Origin of the sequence: Burkholderia sp. B21-005, from assembly GCF_020843965.1 — a bacterium.
GTDB lineage: Bacteria > Pseudomonadota > Gammaproteobacteria > Burkholderiales > Burkholderiaceae > Burkholderia > Burkholderia ambifaria.
Genome location: NZ_CP086301.1, coordinates 223184 through 241302, shown reverse-complemented (window position 1 = coordinate 241302; position 18119 = coordinate 223184). Strand labels below are relative to the sequence as shown.

General features: G+C 66.6%; 19 protein-coding genes, 1 tRNA gene and 1 pseudogene. 7 read left to right on the top strand and 14 right to left on the bottom strand.

The annotated features are described in order from the left end of the window. Positions 1 to 1398 carry an enolase C-terminal domain-like protein gene (locus LMA02_RS01070; protein ID WP_228906502.1) on the top strand — a complete coding sequence of 466 codons (1398 nt, stop codon included), beginning with the start codon at positions 1 to 3 and terminating at the stop codon, positions 1396 to 1398. Positions 1399 to 1667: 269 nt separating this feature from the next. Here LMA02_RS01070 and LMA02_RS01065 read toward each other — a convergent pair. The 8 genes and pseudogenes from LMA02_RS01065 to LMA02_RS01030 all read right to left on the bottom strand — a co-directional run. Beyond that, positions 1668 to 1895: pseudogene (locus LMA02_RS01065) on the bottom strand (phospholipase effector Tle1 domain-containing protein); the annotation flags it as partial. Between the two features lie 95 nt (positions 1896 to 1990). Beyond that, complete coding sequence (locus LMA02_RS01060) at positions 1991 to 2614, bottom strand: DUF3304 domain-containing protein (RefSeq protein WP_228906500.1); 624 nt, start codon at positions 2612 to 2614, stop codon at positions 1991 to 1993. An 18-nt stretch (positions 2615 to 2632) separates the two neighbouring features. Beyond that, a complete protein-coding gene (locus LMA02_RS01055; protein WP_228906499.1) occupies positions 2633 to 2923 on the bottom strand; it encodes a DUF2345 domain-containing protein in 291 nt (96 codons plus the stop codon). Between the two features lie 432 nt (positions 2924 to 3355). Continuing rightward, positions 3356 to 3431: transfer RNA gene (locus LMA02_RS01050), tRNA-Ala, on the bottom strand. 66 nt (positions 3432 to 3497) lie between these two features. Further along, positions 3498 to 3857: a c-type cytochrome gene (locus LMA02_RS01045; protein ID WP_228906497.1), complete on the bottom strand. Its 360-nt coding sequence runs from the start codon at positions 3855 to 3857 to the stop codon at positions 3498 to 3500. After that, a complete protein-coding gene (locus LMA02_RS01040) occupies positions 3854 to 4651 on the bottom strand; it encodes a BON domain-containing protein (RefSeq protein ID WP_166723906.1) in 798 nt (265 codons plus the stop codon). The genes LMA02_RS01045 and LMA02_RS01040 overlap by 4 nt, the downstream gene beginning before the upstream one ends. Before the next feature lie 17 nt (positions 4652 to 4668). Next, positions 4669 to 5253: an SIS domain-containing protein gene (locus tag LMA02_RS01035; protein ID WP_105832030.1), complete on the bottom strand. Its 585-nt coding sequence runs from the start codon at positions 5251 to 5253 to the stop codon at positions 4669 to 4671. A 126-nt stretch (positions 5254 to 5379) separates the two neighbouring features. Beyond that, on the bottom strand, positions 5380 to 5808 hold the full coding sequence (locus tag LMA02_RS01030; protein WP_228907593.1) for a YraN family protein: 429 nt from the start codon (positions 5806 to 5808) through the stop codon (positions 5380 to 5382). 46 nt (positions 5809 to 5854) lie between these two features. Here LMA02_RS01030 and rsmI point away from each other — a divergent pair, with 46 nt between their 5' ends. Further along, a complete protein-coding gene (gene rsmI / locus LMA02_RS01025) occupies positions 5855 to 6733 on the top strand; it encodes a 16S rRNA (cytidine(1402)-2'-O)-methyltransferase (RefSeq protein WP_228906495.1) in 879 nt (292 codons plus the stop codon). Positions 6734 to 6829: 96 nt separating this feature from the next. On the opposite strand, the gene LMA02_RS01020 is transcribed toward rsmI, so the two are convergent. Then, positions 6830 to 7441: a septal ring lytic transglycosylase RlpA family protein gene (locus tag LMA02_RS01020; RefSeq protein ID WP_228906493.1), complete on the bottom strand. Its 612-nt coding sequence runs from the start codon at positions 7439 to 7441 to the stop codon at positions 6830 to 6832. Between the two features lie 658 nt (positions 7442 to 8099). Here LMA02_RS01020 and LMA02_RS01015 point away from each other — a divergent pair. The 3 genes from LMA02_RS01015 (at position 8100) to LMA02_RS01005 (ending at position 9950) form a co-directional block, all read left to right on the top strand. Next, a complete protein-coding gene (locus LMA02_RS01015) occupies positions 8100 to 8744 on the top strand; it encodes an MBL fold metallo-hydrolase (protein ID WP_166723902.1) in 645 nt (214 codons plus the stop codon). Continuing rightward, the gene (locus LMA02_RS01010; RefSeq protein ID WP_006760444.1) at positions 8741 to 9400 is read left to right on the top strand and encodes an exonuclease; all 660 of its coding nucleotides are present in this window, start codon (positions 8741 to 8743) and stop codon (positions 9398 to 9400) included. The genes LMA02_RS01015 and LMA02_RS01010 overlap by 4 nt, the downstream gene beginning before the upstream one ends. A 79-nt stretch (positions 9401 to 9479) precedes the next feature. Continuing rightward, complete coding sequence (locus LMA02_RS01005; protein ID WP_006477376.1) at positions 9480 to 9950, top strand: Lrp/AsnC family transcriptional regulator; 471 nt, start codon at positions 9480 to 9482, stop codon at positions 9948 to 9950. 27 nt (positions 9951 to 9977) lie between these two features. Here LMA02_RS01005 and LMA02_RS01000 read toward each other — a convergent pair whose 3' ends face one another. From LMA02_RS01000 to LMA02_RS00990, 3 genes are all read right to left on the bottom strand, one after another. Then, positions 9978 to 11135, bottom strand: coding sequence for a cation diffusion facilitator family transporter (locus LMA02_RS01000; RefSeq protein ID WP_228906491.1), 1158 nt, complete (start codon positions 11133 to 11135; stop codon positions 9978 to 9980). A 237-nt stretch (positions 11136 to 11372) separates the two neighbouring features. Further along, positions 11373 to 11666, bottom strand: a complete 294-nt coding sequence (locus tag LMA02_RS00995; RefSeq protein ID WP_011655705.1) for an H-NS family nucleoid-associated regulatory protein — start codon at positions 11664 to 11666, stop codon at positions 11373 to 11375. A 355-nt stretch (positions 11667 to 12021) separates the two neighbouring features. Next, positions 12022 to 12681, bottom strand: coding sequence for a HugZ family protein (locus LMA02_RS00990; protein WP_228906489.1), 660 nt, complete (start codon positions 12679 to 12681; stop codon positions 12022 to 12024). A 422-nt stretch (positions 12682 to 13103) separates the two neighbouring features. Between LMA02_RS00990 and LMA02_RS00985 the strand changes: the two genes are divergently transcribed. Continuing rightward, positions 13104 to 14318, top strand: coding sequence for an MFS transporter (locus tag LMA02_RS00985; RefSeq protein WP_228906487.1), 1215 nt, complete (start codon positions 13104 to 13106; stop codon positions 14316 to 14318). A 101-nt stretch (positions 14319 to 14419) separates the two neighbouring features. Here the strand turns inward: LMA02_RS00985 and LMA02_RS00980 are convergent, their stop codons facing one another. Beyond that, positions 14420 to 15562, bottom strand: coding sequence for a branched-chain amino acid ABC transporter substrate-binding protein (locus tag LMA02_RS00980; RefSeq protein ID WP_228906485.1), 1143 nt, complete (start codon positions 15560 to 15562; stop codon positions 14420 to 14422). Positions 15563 to 16012: 450 nt separating this feature from the next. After that, positions 16013 to 17092, bottom strand: coding sequence for an NAD(P)H-dependent flavin oxidoreductase (locus LMA02_RS00975; RefSeq protein WP_228906483.1), 1080 nt, complete (start codon positions 17090 to 17092; stop codon positions 16013 to 16015). Between the two features lie 270 nt (positions 17093 to 17362). Here LMA02_RS00975 and LMA02_RS00970 point away from each other — a divergent pair, with 270 nt between their 5' ends. Further along, positions 17363 to 18055: a dienelactone hydrolase family protein gene (locus LMA02_RS00970; protein ID WP_228906481.1), complete on the top strand. Its 693-nt coding sequence runs from the start codon at positions 17363 to 17365 to the stop codon at positions 18053 to 18055. Positions 18056 to 18119: the final 64 nt, after the last annotated feature.

Here is an 18119-nt window from a genome sequence, read left to right as displayed (position 1 = left end):
ATGTCCGAATCCCGCCGTGCCGGCACGCCGCGCGTCACGCGCATGCAGGTGATCCCCGTCGCCGGCCGCGACAGCATGCTGCTGAACCTGTGCGGCGCGCACGCGCCGTATTTCACGCGCAACCTCGTGATACTCGACGACAGCAGCGGTCATACGGGCGTCGGCGAAGTGCCCGGCGGTGAAGGCATCCGTCATGCGCTCGAACGGATGACCGACCTCGTGGTCGGCCAGTCGATCGGGCGTTACCAGGCGACGCTCAACGCGGTGCGCGCGGCGCTGTCCGGCGCGGGGGCGGGCGCCGGCCGCACGATCCAGCACGAAGTGACGTCGGCCGGCGAGGCGGCCGTGCTGCGCCAGCCGCACGAGATCAACCTGCGGCTCGACAACGTGATCACCGCGATCGAGGCCGCGCTGCTGGACCTGCTCGGCCAGCATCTTGACGTGCCGGTCGCCGCGTTGCTCGGCGAAGGCCAGCAGCGCGATGCGGTGCCGATGCTCGCGTACCTGTTCTACCTCGGCGAGCGGCGCCGCACCGACCTGCCGTATCGCGACGAAACGCATGCAACCGATCCGTGGTTCCGTCTGCGCAACGAGGCCGCGCTCACGCCCGCCGCGATCGCGCAGCAGGCCGAGGCCGCGGTCGAACGCTACGGCTTCGTCGATTTCAAGCTGAAGGGCGGCGTGATGGCCGGCGCGGACGAGATGGAAGCGATCGCGGCGATCAAGGCGCGCTTTCCGGACGCCCGCGCGACGCTCGACCCGAACGGCGCGTGGTCGCTCGACGAAGCGGTCGCGCTGTGCCGCGGGCAAGGCCACCTGCTCGCGTATGCGGAAGACCCGTGCGGGCCGGAAGCCGGCTACTCGGGCCGCGAGGTGATGGCCGAGTTCCGGCGGGCAACCGGCATCCCGACCGCGACCAACATGATCGCGACCGACTGGCGGCAGATGGATCACGCGGTGCGGCTGCAGGCGGTCGACATCCCGCTCGCCGATCCGCACTTCTGGACGATGCAGGGCTCGGTGCGGCTCGCGCAGCTGTGCCGCGACTGGGGACTCACGTGGGGTTCCCACTCGAACAACCACTTCGACGTGTCGCTCGCGATGTTCACCCATGCGGCCGCGGCGGCGCCCGGCACGATCACCGCGATCGACACGCACTGGATCTGGCAGGAAGGCGACGCGCGGCTCACGCGCGAACCGCTCGAGATCGTCGGCGGCCAGGTGGCCGTGCCCGAGCGGCCGGGGCTCGGGATCGAGCTTGACATGGCGCAGGTCGAGGCAGCGCACGCGCTGTACCGGGAGGTGGGCGGGACGGCACGCGATGATGCGATGGCGATGCGGTATCTGGTGCCGGGGTGGACGTATGATCCGAAGCGGCCGAGTTTCGGGCGCGGGTGATGGCGGCGGGGCCGGCGGGCAGGCGGGCACGCACGCGTCTGCGGATATCGTCCCTCATCGACGGCCTGCTTATGGGCGAGACCCAGTCGATCGGTGCAGCCGACCAGCGGGAGTTTGTGGCCATCGGCTACGGCTGCGCAAATCTCGTTGGCTTTGTCATCCGGAATCAGAAATCGGGTCTTGTCCGTAGCAATGGCCTTGTAAATGGCATTCAGCACTCTCGTGTAGCCCCACACGCAACGACTGCCGAAACCCTTTGCCATCGACTTACCGTCAGTCGAGTACGTCAACTCGCCAATTTCCTTGAACGGCGTACCTACGCCTGGAATATAGAAACGAAATATTCCTTCTTCATTCTTATCCTGTGCCGCGCTGTAAAGTCGAGCAACGTTGCTATGCGTGCGAGCGAGCGAATCCCGCAACGGATTGGTCTGCACGTCGTTATTGTTCGTGCCGTCAAAGAAGAGCGTGATGTGGAGCGTCTGGGGGCAGGACATCAACGCGTCGCACACCAGCGCGCGCCCCTTCCTCAGCGCCGTGACGCTGCCCGCCAGACGCCCCCCCTGGGGCATGGGGTCGGCCCATTTGACGCTCATTGTGTGTTTCCTCCGTCACGGTATAACCGGTTCCATTCCTGATCGACCACACCGTGCGCGATGTACGGATCGTTGTCCGGGGGGCGTATGCCAGGGTCGTTAGCATCCCCTTTCTGGCCGTCCGCTACCATGATGCGAACCCGGTCACCCGGCAGGAAGACGGCCCACAGGCCTCCCATCACTCGCCCATATTTCGGTATCCGAACGTTCTCGGCCTTGTACCAGTACCCCGGTGTCTTCCCGTCCTGCTTCTTGTCGACCTGCCAGCGCACCGTCAGCCTCAGATCCGGCTGCCATGCTGTAGGGATGTTGCTGCAACACGTTTCAGCACCGCCGCCGGACGGCTTGCCGTCCGCTCCCGCCGGCCATACATTGGGGCCACCGCCAGTCACCCCTGATCCGTCTGGGCCCTCGATCCCCCACTGATGGATGTACCAAGGGGTGTAGTTCAGCGTCAAGGAACTTGCGCCGAGCGTGTCGTAGTGCTTCGGCAGGTTCGCCAAGTCGAGTTGTTGCGCAACGGGGCCGGGATGCTTGTCGCATGCGCCGAGGCCAAACACGGCAATAAGGGCGATGGTCTGGATCGTACGTCGCCCGTAACGGGGAAATCGGTCTGTCATTATGAATAGGTCTACGGTTTAACGGGGCACCAGGGCTGCTCCGCCCCGGGCCGCCTTAAGCATGCATTCGACACAGATCTTCTTCGGCGACAGATCAACCATCTGGTCCTTCGGACCCGGCAGGTCGTGGGTCGCGGCAAATGCAGTAAATTTTCCCGTCGTGCCGCTCACCACGCCGCTCGCATCCATGTTCAAGAAACTGCCGTTGACCTCGACGCGAAATTTGTGCGCACGCAGCAGGATCTCCTCGCTTTCCAGCAGGATCTGCTTCTGCGCCCGCGCCACAATGGACTTCGTCAGCGCGTTCAATACGATGTCGCCTGCCGCCGGTGCATCGGACCGGTCTGCGCGAACAGGCGAAGGGTAGCGTCCCACGCAGAGTTGATTCGACGTCGACTTGGCCGATCCAGTGGACTTCACACTCGAGCACGGCGCGGCGAGCATATTTCACGCCAATGATGTTACAAGCCGCACTGCGAACGCACGCAGAGGCACGCGAAACGGCTTGCAAGAATGTGTAACGAGGGACGAGCCGCGACGGCTAGCGCGGTCTTTAGATCAAATCCAGCAGATGCTCCGGTTCGACCGAGCAGCCACGCGAGCGCCCAAACAAAAAGCCGGCTCAAGGCCGGCTTTTTGTTTGCGAAGCATAAGGCTGCACTTTGTAAACGGAAGCATAACTCCGCACCTAGTGCAAAATTATCCTTCCTGTCTCAAGTAGCCGGTTTTGTAGGAATTTCTTGGTGGAGCGGAGGAGGATCGAACTCCCGACCTTCGCATTGCGAACGCGACGCTCTCCCAGCTGAGCTACCGCCCCAACAGACAACCATCATACACAGGCATTTCCGCGCTTGGCAATAGGGCTTGCCTTACCCCCGCCGGGTCACTTCGACGGCGCGCCGGCCAGCACCCAATCGACCACGGAACGCAGATCCGCGTCGCTCAGACGCGGGTGCGCCGGCATCGGAATCGCGCCCCAGACGCCGGAGCCGCCGTCCTTCACCTTCTTCGACAGCTTCGCAACAGCCTGCGGATCGGACTTGTAGCGCGCGGCGATGTCCTTGAACGACGGGCCGACGAGCTTGCGGTCCACAGCGTGACAGCCCATGCACGCATTGCTGCGCGCGACCTTCAGGCCGTCGCCGACGTCCGCGTGCGCCGTGCCGAGCGCACCGGCCGCGAGCGCCGCGGCCGCGGCGCCCTGCACGATCCATTGCCTGATCGTCATCTGCGTCGACTTCATTGCGGCGTTGCCTTCGGGTTGCCCGGATGCACGCTCGACGAATTCGAGATCGGTGCGGGCGGTTGCAGCGGAGTGGACTGGACCGATGCATCGGGCACCGCACCGACCGTCGCGGCATCCGCGGGCGCGGCGGCGGCCTGCGCGCCGGACGCAGTGCTCGGCGACGCAGCCTGCAGCGCCTGCGCGTCCTGCGGCTTGATGTACTGGAACACCTTCACGACCTTCTCGACGCCCGGCACCTGGCTCGCCGCATCCGCGCCGCGATTGCCTTCGTCGACCGTCACGAGACCCAGCAGGTAGATGTTGCCGCGCTCGCTGACGACCTTGTAGTAGTTCGCCGACAGCCCCTTCGTCGCGATCAGCTCGGACTTCACGCGCCCTTCGAGGTACGAGTCGTTCGCGCGCGACGACAGCGACGATGCCGGCTCGACCGACAGCTCGTTGACGATCGCGCTCACGTTGTTGATGCCGCGCACGATTTCCTCGGCGCGCTGCTTCGATGCGTCGTTCGGCACTTCGCCCGTCAGCAGCACGCGGCGGTTGAACACCGTGACGTTCACGTGCGACTGGTCCGGCAGCCCGTTGTTGATCTGCGTGAGCGACTTGACCTGGATCTCGCGATCCTCGGTCTGCGCGCCGAGCGTACGGCGATCGGTCGCAATCAGCGCGCCGCCGCCGGCCGCCGCACCCAGCACGCCGAGCACGCAGCCCTGCAGCGACATCGCGAGGCCCGCCGTCAGCGCGGCGAGCAACGTGGTTCTGACGAGCGTCTGTTTGACGCGGCTTTGATTCATCGACGGCTCTCCTTCGTTCAATCCTCACCCAGCAGCATCGCGTCGATGCCGTCGCACAGGCAGTGGATGGTCAGCAGATGGACTTCGTGGACGTGCGCCGCACGCGAGGCGGGCACGCTGATTGGAATATCGGTATCGGACAGCGCGGCCGCGACGGCGTGGCCGTCACCGCCCGTCAGCGCGACGACGGTCATCTCGCGCTCGTGCGCCTCGTCGATCGCGGCCAGCACGCGCGGCGACGCGCCGCTCGCGTCGAGCACCAGCAGGATGTCGCCTGTCTGCCCGAGCACGCGCACCTGCTGCGCGAACAGCTGATCGGCAGCGGCCGCCCCGGTGAGGCCGCCCTGCGACGCATCGGTGGCCAGCGCGATCGCGGGCAGGCCCGGACGCTCGCGCTCGAAGCCGCCGACGAGCGACACGGCGAGGTAGTGCGCGGCGGCGGCCGACAGGCCGTCACCACATGCAACGATCTTGTTGCCATTCGCCAGCGCGGCGAACATCGCGTCGACCGCGGCTGCGATCGGCAGCGACAGCGCATCGGCCGCTTCGGCGTGAAGCGCGGCACTGTCGCGAAAATGTTGCTGAATACGTTCGACTGACATCGATTCCTGGTGAACTGGGCGCGTGGCACGCAGCACGCAACGTCATGGGTGCGGCGAGTTTACCGCACTCCGGCACCATCTCCAGGGGTATGGCAAGAACTCTTTACATCTCGTCACAGCTCGCGGCTACACATCGTCGGCACGAAATGCGTCACGCAGCCACTCGAGCCGGCCGGCTTCGAACGCGACGACGTCGAAACGGCACGCGGCACCCGCGCCGTGCCGCACCCAGAAATGGAGCGCGGCCGCGACCAGACGCCGCCGCTTGCGCCAGCCGACGCTCGCGGCCGCGCCGCCGTGCCGAGTGCTGCGCCGCGCGCGCACCTCGACGAACACGAGCGTGCCGTCGGCCGTGCGCATCACGAGATCGAGCTCGCCGCCGCGCATCGTCACGTTGGCCGCGACGAACGCGAGACCGCGGCGTTCAAGGAACTGCCGCGCGCGCTGCTCGAACGTCGCGCCGACCGATCTGGATCCCGCCGCGCCGGAAAAGTTGCCGCCGCCGGGCGGCAAACCGCGCCCGCTGCCCGGCGCGGCCGGCGCCGCGTGGCACAATGCCGTCCTTGTTCCGCTTGCGCCGCGATTGCGCGCATTGCCTGCCATGACTGCCCTCCTCGAACTCGCGCAAACGCAGCACTACCCGGACGCCGCGCTCTATGTGGTCGCGACGCCGATCGGCAACACCGCCGACATCACGCTGCGCGCGCTGCACGTGCTCGGCCTCGCCGACCGCATCGCGGCCGAAGACACCCGCAACACGGGCCAGCTGCTGGCCCGCTACGGCATCTCGAAACCGCTCGTCGCCGTGCACGAGCACAACGAACGCGAAGCGGCGCTGCGCGTGATCGAGCTGCTGCGCGCCGGCGAACGCGTCGCATACGTGTCGGACGCCGGCACGCCCGGCATTTCGGACCCCGGCGCGCGGCTCGTCGACGCCGTGCGCGCGGCCGGCTTCGCGGTGATTCCGCTGCCGGGCGCGAGCGCGGCCGTGACCGCGCTGAGCGTGGCGGGCGACTGGGCCGGCGCGTTCACCTTCGCGGGCTTCCTGCCGCCGAAGGCGAAGCAGCGCGCGAACGCGCTGCAGGCGCTCGCGCGGCACCCGTACGCGCTGGTGTTCTACGAAGCGCCGCACCGGATCACCGACACCGTCGCCGCACTCGCCGACGCGTTCGGCCCCGCGCGCCGGCTGCTGATCGCGCGCGAGCTCACCAAGCTACACGAGCAGCTGTTCCAGGGCACCCTGGCCGAAGGACAGAGCTGGCTCGACGGCGATGCGAACCGGCAGCGCGGCGAGTTCGTGCTGGTCGTCGAAGGCGCGCCGGCCGACGTCGGCGAAGCCGACGACACCGCGCACGACGCGCTGCTCAAGCTGCTGCTGGAAGAAGTACCGGTGAAGAGCGCGGCGAAGCTCGCGGCCGCGCTAACGGGCGCGTCGCGCAACACGCTGTATGCGCGCGCGCTCGTGCTGAAGGAAGGCTGACAGGCGAGCGCGGGCTGCACCCGCCACCCGGCCCGCGAAAACGCAAAAGGGCTGCCCGAAGGCAGCCCTTTTTGCATGAGCGGACGAACCGCCGCGTTACTTCGACGAGAGCGACGCGAACATTTCGTCGCGTGCCTCGCGCGCTTCCTGCGGCGACAGCCCTTCGATCTTCACGCGACCCGTGCCGGAATGCACGAGGCCGATCATCCGGGCGGCGGCATACGACAGGTCGAGCACGCGGCCACACTTGTACGGCCCGCGATCGTTGACCTTCACGACGACCCACTTGCCGGTCGACGAGTTCGTCACCTTGATGTACGAGGACAGCGGCAGCGTGCGGTGCGCGGCGGTCAGCGCGTTCATGTTGAAGCGCTCACCGTTCGCGGTGCGGCGGCCGTGGAAATCCCGGCCATACCACGATGCCCGGCCCGTCTGGCGGAAGTCTGACACGTCCTTGCCGTCGATCGGCTCGGCGTCCGCCAGCGACGACTTCTTCGCGTCCTTGCTGTCGGCAGCCGGCATCGACGCCAGCGCGGAATCGAAACTCAGTTGCTGCTTGTCGTCGTCCGCCTTGGCGGCCGCGGCCGTCTTGCTGACCGCGTTCTTCTGGTTGGCGCTGCCGGTGGTCTGGCTGGATGGCACCGCACAGCCCGTCAGCGCAAAAAATAATGCAATGGTCCCGAATCGAGTCGGAAAACGAAAATTCATCGACGTGTCGCCTTGTGGTTCGGGCCGCACCGATACAACGCTGCTCAACAACGCGGATACACGGCCCGGACGGCAAATGCGGGCACGCCCCGCTCGGATGCGAGCAGGCGGCTAGCATGGGCGCGGCTTTCGTCTCTGCCGCAACCGTCCTGATTAGTTTTCACGTCTGGCGCAACCTGTCCCCGGCAGCCTGACCAGACCCCACATGCCGCCATCGAACATGGCTTTCACGTTCGCGCGCGTCGCGTACAGCCAACGCACAGGAACGGCGGCACAGGCCTCATCCGGCGGCGCGGCAGCAAGGCCGCAGACGGGCGCGCAGCACCCGGCCGGACAAGACGTGAGCACCGAATGCTCGGTGCTGGATACACCGCCGAACTCCCCGGCGGTCGATGCTTGACGGTGAATCCGACGCCCTCATTTAACGGGGCCGAAACACCAGCGAATTGCGTGAAATTCACGCGCAATGGGCCGCATTATACATAAATCAAAAGGTCATCTCGAAAAGGCCCCCGCCCGGACCATTGATTCTCACTATGGCGGTAACAATCGGCATGCTCGGGGATTGCCCGGACGAGCGCGTCCGACGCTGCGCCGCAGGGCCGGCAGGCAGCGCGCGCGACCGGTACAATCGCTCCTTTTAGCCGCCGGTGCCTCCATGAAAGTCACGCTCATTCCGGTCACGCCGTTCCAGCAGAACTGCTCGCTCGTCGTCTGCGAAAAGACCGGCCGCGCCGCCGTCGTCGATCCGGGCGGCGATCTCGAACGGATCGAACAGGAGATCGCGCGGCAGAACGTGCAGGTCGAGAAGGTGCTGCTCACGCACGGCCACATCGATCACTGCGGGGGCGCGAAGGCACTCGCGACGCACTACGGCGTGCCGATCGTCGGGCCGCAGGAAGACGAGCGCTTCTGGATCGAGCAACTGCCGATGCAGAGCCAGCGCTTCGGCTTCCCGGCCGCCGAAACGTTCGAGCCGGACCACTGGCTGAACGATGGCGACACCGTGCAGGTCGGCGACGAGACGCTCGAGGTCTATCACTGCCCGGGCCACACGCCCGGCCACGTCGTGTTCTTCAGCCGCGCGCATCGCGTCGCGATCGTCGGCGACGTGCTGTTCGCCGGCTCGATCGGCCGCACCGATTTCCCGCGCGGCAACCATGCGGACCTCGTGCGCTCGATCAAGGAGAAGCTGTGGCCGCTCGGCGACGATGTCACGTTCGTGCCGGGCCACGGCCCGGTGTCGACCTTCGGCGACGAGCGCCGCACGAATCCGTTCGTGTCCGACAAGGTGTTCGGATGAACCAGACCGCCATTCCCGAAATCTACGTCAGCACCGACGTCGAGGCCGACGGCCCGATTCCCGGCCCGCACTCGATGCTGAGCTTCGCGTCGGCCGCCTATACCGAGGACAAGCAGCTGATCGCGACGTTCTCCGCGAACCTCGAGACGCTGCCCGGCGCCCAGGCCCATCCAGTGCAGGAAGCGTGGTGGAAGACCGAACCGCAAGCGTGGGCCGCGTGCCGGCGCGACCTGCAGGCGCCCGAGGCCGCGCTCGTCGCGTACGTCGAGTGGGTCGAGGCGCTGCCGGGCAAGCCGGTGTTCGTCGCGATGCCGGCCGGCTTCGATTTCACGTTCATGTTCTGGTACATGATGCGCTTCACCGGACGCTGCCCGTTCTCGTGGTCGGCGCTCGACATCAAGACGCTCGCGTTCGCGATGACGGGCCTGCCGTACCGCAAGGCGATCAAGCCGCGCTTTCCGAAGCACTGGTTCGACGATCATCCGCATACGCACGTCGCGCTCGACGACGCGATCGAGCAAGGCACGCTGTTCTGCAACATGCTCGCCGACCTGCGCCGTCAGCAGGCAGCGCTCGCGGGCCTCGCGGTGGCCGATACCGACCGGTCGGAACAGGCGGGGGCGGGACAAAATCCCACGGATCCGCGCGCAAATTAGAGAATCTCGCTCAGCGGCACGCCGCCAGATTGCCTTTCCTTTCCCGGCCCTCTAACATTGAGCATGTTGTAGCTGCCGCATGGAGGCGCAGGTGACGCTCGATTCCTTTTCGCAAAAAATCCTTCGCCTGTTGCAGCTCGACGCGCGCCGTTCCGTACAGGAAATCTCCGACCAGGTCGGCCTGTCGAGCACGCCGTGCTGGCGCCGCATCAAGGACATGGAACAGTCCGGCGTGATCCAGCGCTACACCGCGCTGCTCGATCGCGAGAAGCTCGGCCTGCACGTATGTGCGCTCGCGCACGTGCACCTGACCCGCCACAACGAAGGCGGCGTCGAGCAGTTCGAGCGCGAAATCGCGACCTGCCCGGAAGTCACCGAGTGCTACAGCACGACGGGCGAAGCCGATTACATCCTCAAGATCGTCGCGCCCGATATCAAGGCCTACGACGTCTTCCTGCACGAACGGATCTTCAAGATCCCGGCCGTGTCGCAGGTGCGCACGAGTGTCGTGCTGCGCGAAATCAAGTTCGACACGCAGTTGCCGCTGTAACGCGCGGCCCGCGGCCGCCTGCGCCGCTCACGGCTGCGCGGGCAGCCCGCGCGTGAAACCGATCCGGCGCGCGCCGAACTGGCGCTTGAGCGCCTCGACATCGAGCCGACCGGCGAGCGCCGCGTCGGTATCGTCTGTGCCGGCGTCCAGCGTCACGTCGATCTCGAGTCCCGTACTCAGGTAGTGCAGGTTGATCGCGGCCGGACGCAGCCCGCGCTGCGCAAGCGCGGCCTCGAGCCGCGTCGCGATCTCGGCGCGCGGCGGCAGCGCGAGCGCCGGACGGCGCGCTGCGTCGTTCTCGGGGTCGACGTGGATCAGCGCGTCGAGCACGCGCGGGTCGCGCAGCACGCGCGCCCGCGCGGTTTCCGCGATGTAGTGCCCTTCGGATACGGAGATCATCGGATCGACGAGGATGTGCGCGTCGACGAGCGCCGCATCGCCCATCTTGCGCGTGCGCAGGTCGTGCACGTCGCGCACGCCCGGCGTGGCCACGAGCAGCGCGCGGATCTCGGCCGAAGCGGAGGTGTCGAGTGCGCGATCCGACAGGTCCTGCAACGCGTCATAGCCGAACGTCCAGCCCATGCGCGCGACCATGAAGCCGACGATCGCGGCGGCGATCGGGTCGAGCAGCCGCACGCCGGCGAGGCTGCCGATGATGCCGATCGCCACGACGAGCGACGATGCGGCGTCCGAGCGCGCATGCCACGCGTTCGCGACGAGCATCGCCGACCGCACGCGCCGCGCCTCGCGCAGCATGTAGCGGAACAGCGCCTCTTTCGACACGAGCACGGTCAGCGCGACGATCAGTGCGGAGAAATGGACGGCCGGGATGTTCTCGAGGTTCACGAGACGGTTGCCGGCGCGCCAGAGCATGCCGATGCCGACCGCGATCAGGATCGCGCCGAGGAACAGCGATGCGACCGTCTCGTAGCGGCTGTGTCCGTAATTGTGATCGGCATCCGGCGATGCACCACTGTGGCGATTCGCAACCAGTACGACAAAATCCGAGATCAAATCGGAAATCGAATGCACGCCATCGGCAATCAATGCCTGCGAATGCGCAACCACACCCACGGCGATCTGAAACGTTGCAAGCACCACATTCAGCACAATACTGACGAGGGTGCTCTTGCGCGCGACCGTGTGCTTATCCGCGCTTTGCGCGTCGCCAGAAAACGTGGACATGAAATACGAGATATCGGTTGGGATACGGAATTCTATCAAACGGCGCCCGCGCGGCATTCGAGTAACGCGAAATTTTCCATTTAAATCAGTCGCTTATGCGAACGGGTCGCATTTTCATTCACGCGCCGTTTCTGACATTTTCATGACAACGCGCAACCACTCCGATGCCACAATACAAAAAGCCGCGCTCCTGGACGGACACGCGGCTCTTTTTGAGGCGACGACTTAAACGGACGTTTAAATCGTGAACTGTTCGCGGTTCTTGCCGGCGATCCAGCGCGGCGGCTTGCCGCGGCCCGACCACGTCGCGCCCGTTTCCGGATCGCGGTACTTGGCTGCCACGCCTGCGCGCGGGCGACCGACCTTGCCTGCCTTCGCGCGGTTGAGGCCGAGTTCGGCGAGCGAAAAGCCGTAGTCGGCAATTTTCTGCTTCACGTCATTCAGCACTTCGGCGTATTCGCGCGACTTCGCTTCTTCGATTTGCTTCTCCAGCTTCTCCCGCTGGGCCAGCAGGTCCTTGTAAGAAGACATAGTTTCCCTTTCTATATGACTAATGGCGCCGGTCTGAGCCAGCTCACCATTCATGGAATATTTGTGCCTCGGATTTTCGAAGGCAGAGATTAGCACAAAAAAGATTTGATAGAAGCGGGATTCACGAAAATCCCGAGACCAATTGTAATTCACGCATGTCATTTTGACCGGCAACGGCCTTTTCTCAAATTTTCATGCGCTTGCATAGAGATTAGGACATTACCGATTCCGGTAATAGGCCTATCAACATACGCAATTACCCTGCATGTGGGAAAATCAAAGCTTTCATCCCGCGACAGGTTTGTGTAAATCGTATGGTGCTATTCGCCATACAGACGAAGCGGCATCCGCGGCGTCACGTCACATCCTCCGCGCATGCCATCAACCGCTCGCGCAACGCGCTGGCGTCGCCCGGCAGCGGATCGAATGGCGTGCGCACGCGGCGGCCGTCGCAGCGCCAGTCGGCGCCGTGGCGGTCGACGCCGAGCAGGTCGAGCCCGTCGCGGCGCGCGCCGCTCGAGTCGTATGCGTCCCACAATGCCCGCTCGTCGTCGAACCCGAGCGGCGGCAGCGCATCGAGGCCCGTGCCGTCCACCCAGCCCATCCGGCCGAACCCACCGATATAGCGTAGCCGCTCGATGTCGAGCGCCCAGAACGCGAAATCGCCGAGCGCGAGGTAGCGCGCGGCGTCGGGCTCGTAGCGCGTGTAGCGCGCGGCGACATGCGGATCGTCGCCGAGCGGCACGAAGCGGCCGAGCAGCGTCGCGCGCTCGGCGTTCAGCACGTCGCCGCCCGGCGCGTCGACGACGAGAAAGCCCGCGCGCGGATCGGCGGCGAGGTTGCGCGTGTGTTCGGCGAGGCCGCTCACGAGGATCACGGGCCGATGATTCGCATCGGGTGCGAACGGCACGACCGTCGGATACGGAAAACCTTGCGGGTCGCGCGCGTGGGTCGCGAGCGTGCCGAGTGCGCAGCGGTGCAGCAGGTGCAGGGCAAGGGCGGGATCGATGTTCACGGTGACTCCTGCGATCGGAAGGACTGGGCGGGCAAGGATGGCGAAGGCGCGCAGCACGGGCAAGCTTCGGACACGCCGCCTGCGCATCGATGTTACCCGCGGCGGCGGCCGGCTGGACATTGGCCGGATGGCTGATGCGGCCCGCGCAGGTGGCGTGGGTGGCGTGGGTGGCGTGGGTGGCGTGGGTGGCGTGGTGGCGTGGGTGGCGTGGGTGGCGTGGGTGGCGTGGGTGGCGTGGGTGGCGTGGGTGGCGTGGGTGGCGTGGGTGGCGCAGGTGGCGCAGGTGGCGTGGGCAGCGTGGGTGGCGTGGGCGGCGATCGACCAGACAGCCAGCGCGCCGGCAAGACCGTAAGCGATTCGATAGAATCGGACAAATCCGATGGGCGCGACGCGCCCGCGCATCGTCCATTCAAGCGTATTCCATGTCCGAATCTTCCTCCCGATCCTCGTCCGACTTCGCCGCGCCGCCCGACGTGCATCGCACGCTGGCTTTGCCGGTCCGCCAGCGCGCACGCACGGCCACGATGGCGCTGTTCTTCGTCGCCGGCATGATGTACGCGTCGTGGGGCGTGCATGTGCCGACCGTACGCGACAAGTTCGCGTTGAGCCCCGGGCTGCTGTCGATCGCGCTGTTCGCGGTCGCGGGCGGCTCGATCGCCGCGATGCTGACGATCGCGCGCTGGATCGCGCGGGTCGGCTCGCGCACCGCGTGCCTCGGCGGCGGGCTCGTGATGTCCGCGTGCGCGGCGCTGATCCTCGTCGTGCCCGACTACTGGATGCTGCTCGTCGTGCTCGCGCTGTTCGGCTTCTCGATGGCGACGCTCGACGTCGCGATGAACGCCGAGGCGAGCGCGGTCGAGATCGCGCTCGGCAAGCCGATCATGTCGTCGCTGCACGGGATGTTCAGCATCGGCGGGATGTCGGGGGCGGCGGTCGGCGGCGCGCTGCTGTCGGCCGGCATGGCGCCGGCGGTGCATCTCGCGCTCGCGGCAGCCATCAACGCGGCGGTGCTGCTGGCCGCGAGCCCGGCCGTGCTCCCGCACGTCCCGCATCACGAGCACGCGCACGGCGGCGGCAACCGCTGGCGCTCGGCCGCGCTGTGGATGCTCGGCGGCATCGCCTTGGTTGCGCTGATCGCCGAAGGCGCGATGTACGACTGGGCGACGGTCTACATGCGCGACGTGGTCGCGGCGAGCCCCGCGCTCGCAAGCGCCGCGTATGCGGCGTTCTCCGGCGGAATGGCGATCGCGCGTTTCGCGGGCGACGCGGTGCGCGCGCGGTTCGGCGCGCCGCAGCTCGTGTTCGCGAGCGCGTCGCTCGCGTGCGCCGGGATGATCGGCGCGCTGCTGCTGCCGAACCCGATCGCCGTGCTGACGGGCTTCACCCTGATGGGCCTCGGCCTCGCGAACATGATGCCCGTGCTGTTCGCCGCCGCCGCGCGCGTGAAAGGCATCCACGCGGCCGAAGGTCTCGCGCACGTGGCCGGGCTCGCGTACTTCGGATTGCTGTTCGGTCCGGTCGTGATCGGCGCGGTCGCGCAAACCGCGAACCTGACGGTCGGCCTGTCGGTCGTCGCGCTGTGCGCGGCGCTCGTCGCGGTGATCGCGCCGAAGGTACTCGCGCATCTGAAGATCTGAGCGCACGGCGGGCACGCCGCCTGCCGCGAGCCCGCCAAAAAGAAAGCGCGCCCGCGTTGCCGCGGGCGCGCCTTCACCCCTTCTGTCGACCGCTTGTCAGCTTACATCTTCACTTCGTCGAGCAGCGTCTTCTTGCCGCTCTTGTAGTTGTACAGCGAGATCACGCCGTGACGCAGGTCACCCTTCGCGTCGAAGGTCGTCGTGCCGATCACGCCCGTGTAGTTCGTCGCCGGCATCGCGGCGAGGATCTTCGCCGGGTCCGTCGAGTTCGAGCGCTTCATCGCGTCGGCGATGATGTACACGGCGTCATACGTGAACGGTGCGTAGATCTGGATCGGCTGGCCGAAACGCTTCTCGTACTTCGCCTTGAACGCGCCGCCGCCCGGCATCTTCTCGAGCGATGCACCAGCTTCCGAGCACACGACGTTGTCGGTCGCATCGCCGGCCAGGTCGGCCAGCTTCTCCGTGCACACGCCGTCGCCCGCGAAGATCTTCGCGCGCAGGCCGAGCTGCTTCGCCTGTTTCGCGAACGGGCCGCCGGTGGCGTCCATGCCGCCGTACATGATCGCGTCCGGATTCTCGCCCTTGATCTTGGTCAGAATCGCGCGGAAGTCGACCGCCTTGTCGTTGGTCGCGTCGTGCGACACCACCTTCAGGCCGAGCGCCTTCGCCTTCTTCTCGAACTCGTTCGCGAGACCCTGGCCGTATGCGGTCGAGTCATCGACCACCGCGACGCTCTTGATGCCCTTCGAGTGCGCGTAGTTCGCGAGTGCCGGACCCTGCTGCGCATCGGTCGCCACCACGCGATACGTGGTCTTGAAGCCCTGCTGCGTGTAAGCCGGGTTAGTCGCCGACGGCGAGATCTGCACGATGCCCGAATCGCTGTAGATCTTCGAGGCCGGGATCGACGTGCCCGAGTTCAGGTGGCCGACCACCGCGACGACCTTGTCGTCGACGAGCTTCTGCGCAACCTGCGTGGCCTGGCGCGGGTCGGCCGCGTCATCCTGCGCATCGAGTTGCAGCGTGATTTTCTGGCCGCCGATCGTGAGACCCTTGGCGTTGATCTCCTCGACTGCGAGACGTGCACCGTTTTCGTTGTCCTTCCCCAGGTGTGCAATGCCGCCCGTCAAGGGCGCGACGTGGCCGATCTTGACGACTTGATCGGCGGCCGCGTTGCTTGCAGCTGCAACGCACAGCATCGCCGCGGCGGTGATCGGCAGCAGCTTTTGCATCTTGATATTCATGTAAGTCTCCAGTTTCGGTCCCAATAAAACGCCATCGCCCGGTGCCCCGCTGCCATCCCTGTGTTTGCATCACTGGACGATTCGCCGGTTGCATCGTTCATGCACTTGGCCTCAAGCACGTAAAGACAACCGCTTTTAGCGGCCCCCCGTCCGTACTTGCGCGCAAGTGTAGGTGATCAAATTAATTTGTGGGACTTTTTTGGGGTAGTGGTAACACTACCGATACGGGCGCTTTGGAATGACTACTCGAATACTCCGGAAGCCCCGCCTGATAAGGGTTTCCGCTAATTACGGACGGCCGGATGGAAGGGGGATTTAAAGCATTCCCGTGTCATTTCGATTCGGTATTTTGTGCACGGGATCATTGAATGAAACGCGCGTGACAGCACGCGCGTTTTCTTCACGCGATAGAGGCGCCGACACGCACCGGTCACACGGCAGTCGACCCATTCATACGGCGATTGCACGCCATTCGGCGTCGAGTGCGTCGACGAGTTGCGACGTCGTCAGCGCGGCGTCGCGCCGCCGTGCGAGCGGCGCGCCCTGCCCGGCCCACAGCGACAGGTAGTCGCCGTCGTTCGCGCGCGCGGCGGCCTGGCGCAGCGGCTGCGTCAGCGCGTTCTGCACCGGATACGGTGCGGCATCGGCCACGCGTTCGCCGAGCCGCGCCATCAGCGTGTTGCGCAATCCGCGCGCATGACGCCCGGTGATCGCGCGCGTGACCTGCGTCGACGTATCGGCGCTCGCGAGCAGCCGCGCCTTCCAGTCCGCCGCGATCGCGCTTTCCGCGCACGTCAGGAACGCGGTGCCGAGTTGCGCGGCCTGCGCGCCGAGCGCGAGCGCGGCGGCGATCCCGCGGCCGTCCATGATGCCGCCCGCGGCGAGCACGGGCAGGCCGGTCGCGTCGACGAGCTGCGGCACCAGCGCGAGCGTGCCGATCAGCGCATCGTCGGCCGAGCCGATGAAGGTGCCGCGATGGCCGCCGGCTTCGGCGCCCTGCGCGGACAGCGCGTCGGCGCCGGCCGCCTGCCACGCGAGCCCTTCGGCGACGTGCGTCGCGGTGCCGATCACGTAGGTACCGGCCGCCTTCAGGCGCGCGACATCGGCCGCGTCGAGCACGCCGAACGTGAAGCTCGCGACCGGCACCCGCAGCGCGACGAGCGCATCGAGCTGTGCCCGGAAGTCGGGGGCGTAGCGCGCGGGCGCGGTGCCGGACGGCAGGCCAAGTTCCGCATTCAGCGGATCGATCGCGGCGAGCGCGCGAGTGACGCTCGCCGCATCGGGCGCGACCTCGGACAACACGAACAGGTTCACGGCGAACGGCCGCGCGGTCGCCGCGCGAATCGCGTCAACTTCGGTCGCGAGACGCTCCGGCGCGAACGCGCCGGCGCCGAGGCTGCCGAGCGCGCCGGCATTGGACGCGGCCGCGACCATCGCGGCCGTGGTGGCGCCAACCATCGGCGCCTGCACGAGCGGCAGGCGCAGGCCGAAGCGTTCGGAAAACGGGGTGGAAAATGCACGGGCGGACATGGCGAATCCTTCGATGACGACGCGCGAAAGCGCTTTGTAAAGGCTGACACATCGACTCTATCGAAGCCGCGCACCGCCGAAAAATGAATAATCGAGATCAAAACGATCGCTGCACGAGAAGCAGGTTCGGGCGCGGCTCCGACCAGCGCTAACACCCGGCAAGCAAGCGCTTGCGCGCGCTGCAGCGCCACAGGATTGGTGGCACACTAGGCCGCCCCTTTTTCCATCCGCGGCGCGCGTGTCGCGCGCCCGTTCGCCAGGAGTTCAAACGTGACTGCCCAATGGATCGACATCCCGACCGGTAACGACAGCTTCGGCGGCTATCTCGCGCTGCCCAAGCGCGGCAAGGGCCCCGCCGTCATCATCATCCAGGAGATCTTCGGCGTGAACGCGCACATCCGCGCGGTCGCCGATCAGTACGCGGCCGACGGCTTCGTCGCGCTCGCGCCGGACGTGTTCTGGCGCACGCAGCCGCGCGTCGAGCTGACCTACGAAGGCGCCGATCGCGACAAAGGCATCGAGCTGATGAAGAAGACCGACGTCGGCCTCGCGGTCGCGGACATCGGCGCAGCCGCCGACGCATTGCGCGCACGCCCCGAAGTCGCCGGCAAGGTGGCCGCGATCGGCTACTGCTTCGGTGGCCAGCTCGCGTACCGCGTGGCCGCTGCCGGCAACGTCGATGCGGCGGTCGCCTATTACGGCGGCGGCATCCAGAATGCGCTCGACCTCGCCGGCAAGGTCACGCAGCCGATCCTGTTCCACTACGCGGAGAACGACCACGGGATCCCGCTCGACGCCGTCGAACAGGTGAAGGGCGCGTTCGCGGGCCGCGACAACGCCTCGTTCCATGTGTACCCGGGCGCCGAGCACGGCTTCAACTGCACGGACCGCGCGTCGTACAACCAGCGCGCGTCGGCCCTCGCGCACGGCCGCACGCTGACGTTCCTCGCCGAGCATCTGTAAAGGGCGGCCCGGCCGGTAACGGGCCCGGCACGCCGGGCCCGCGTTATCCTCCTTTCATCGCCAC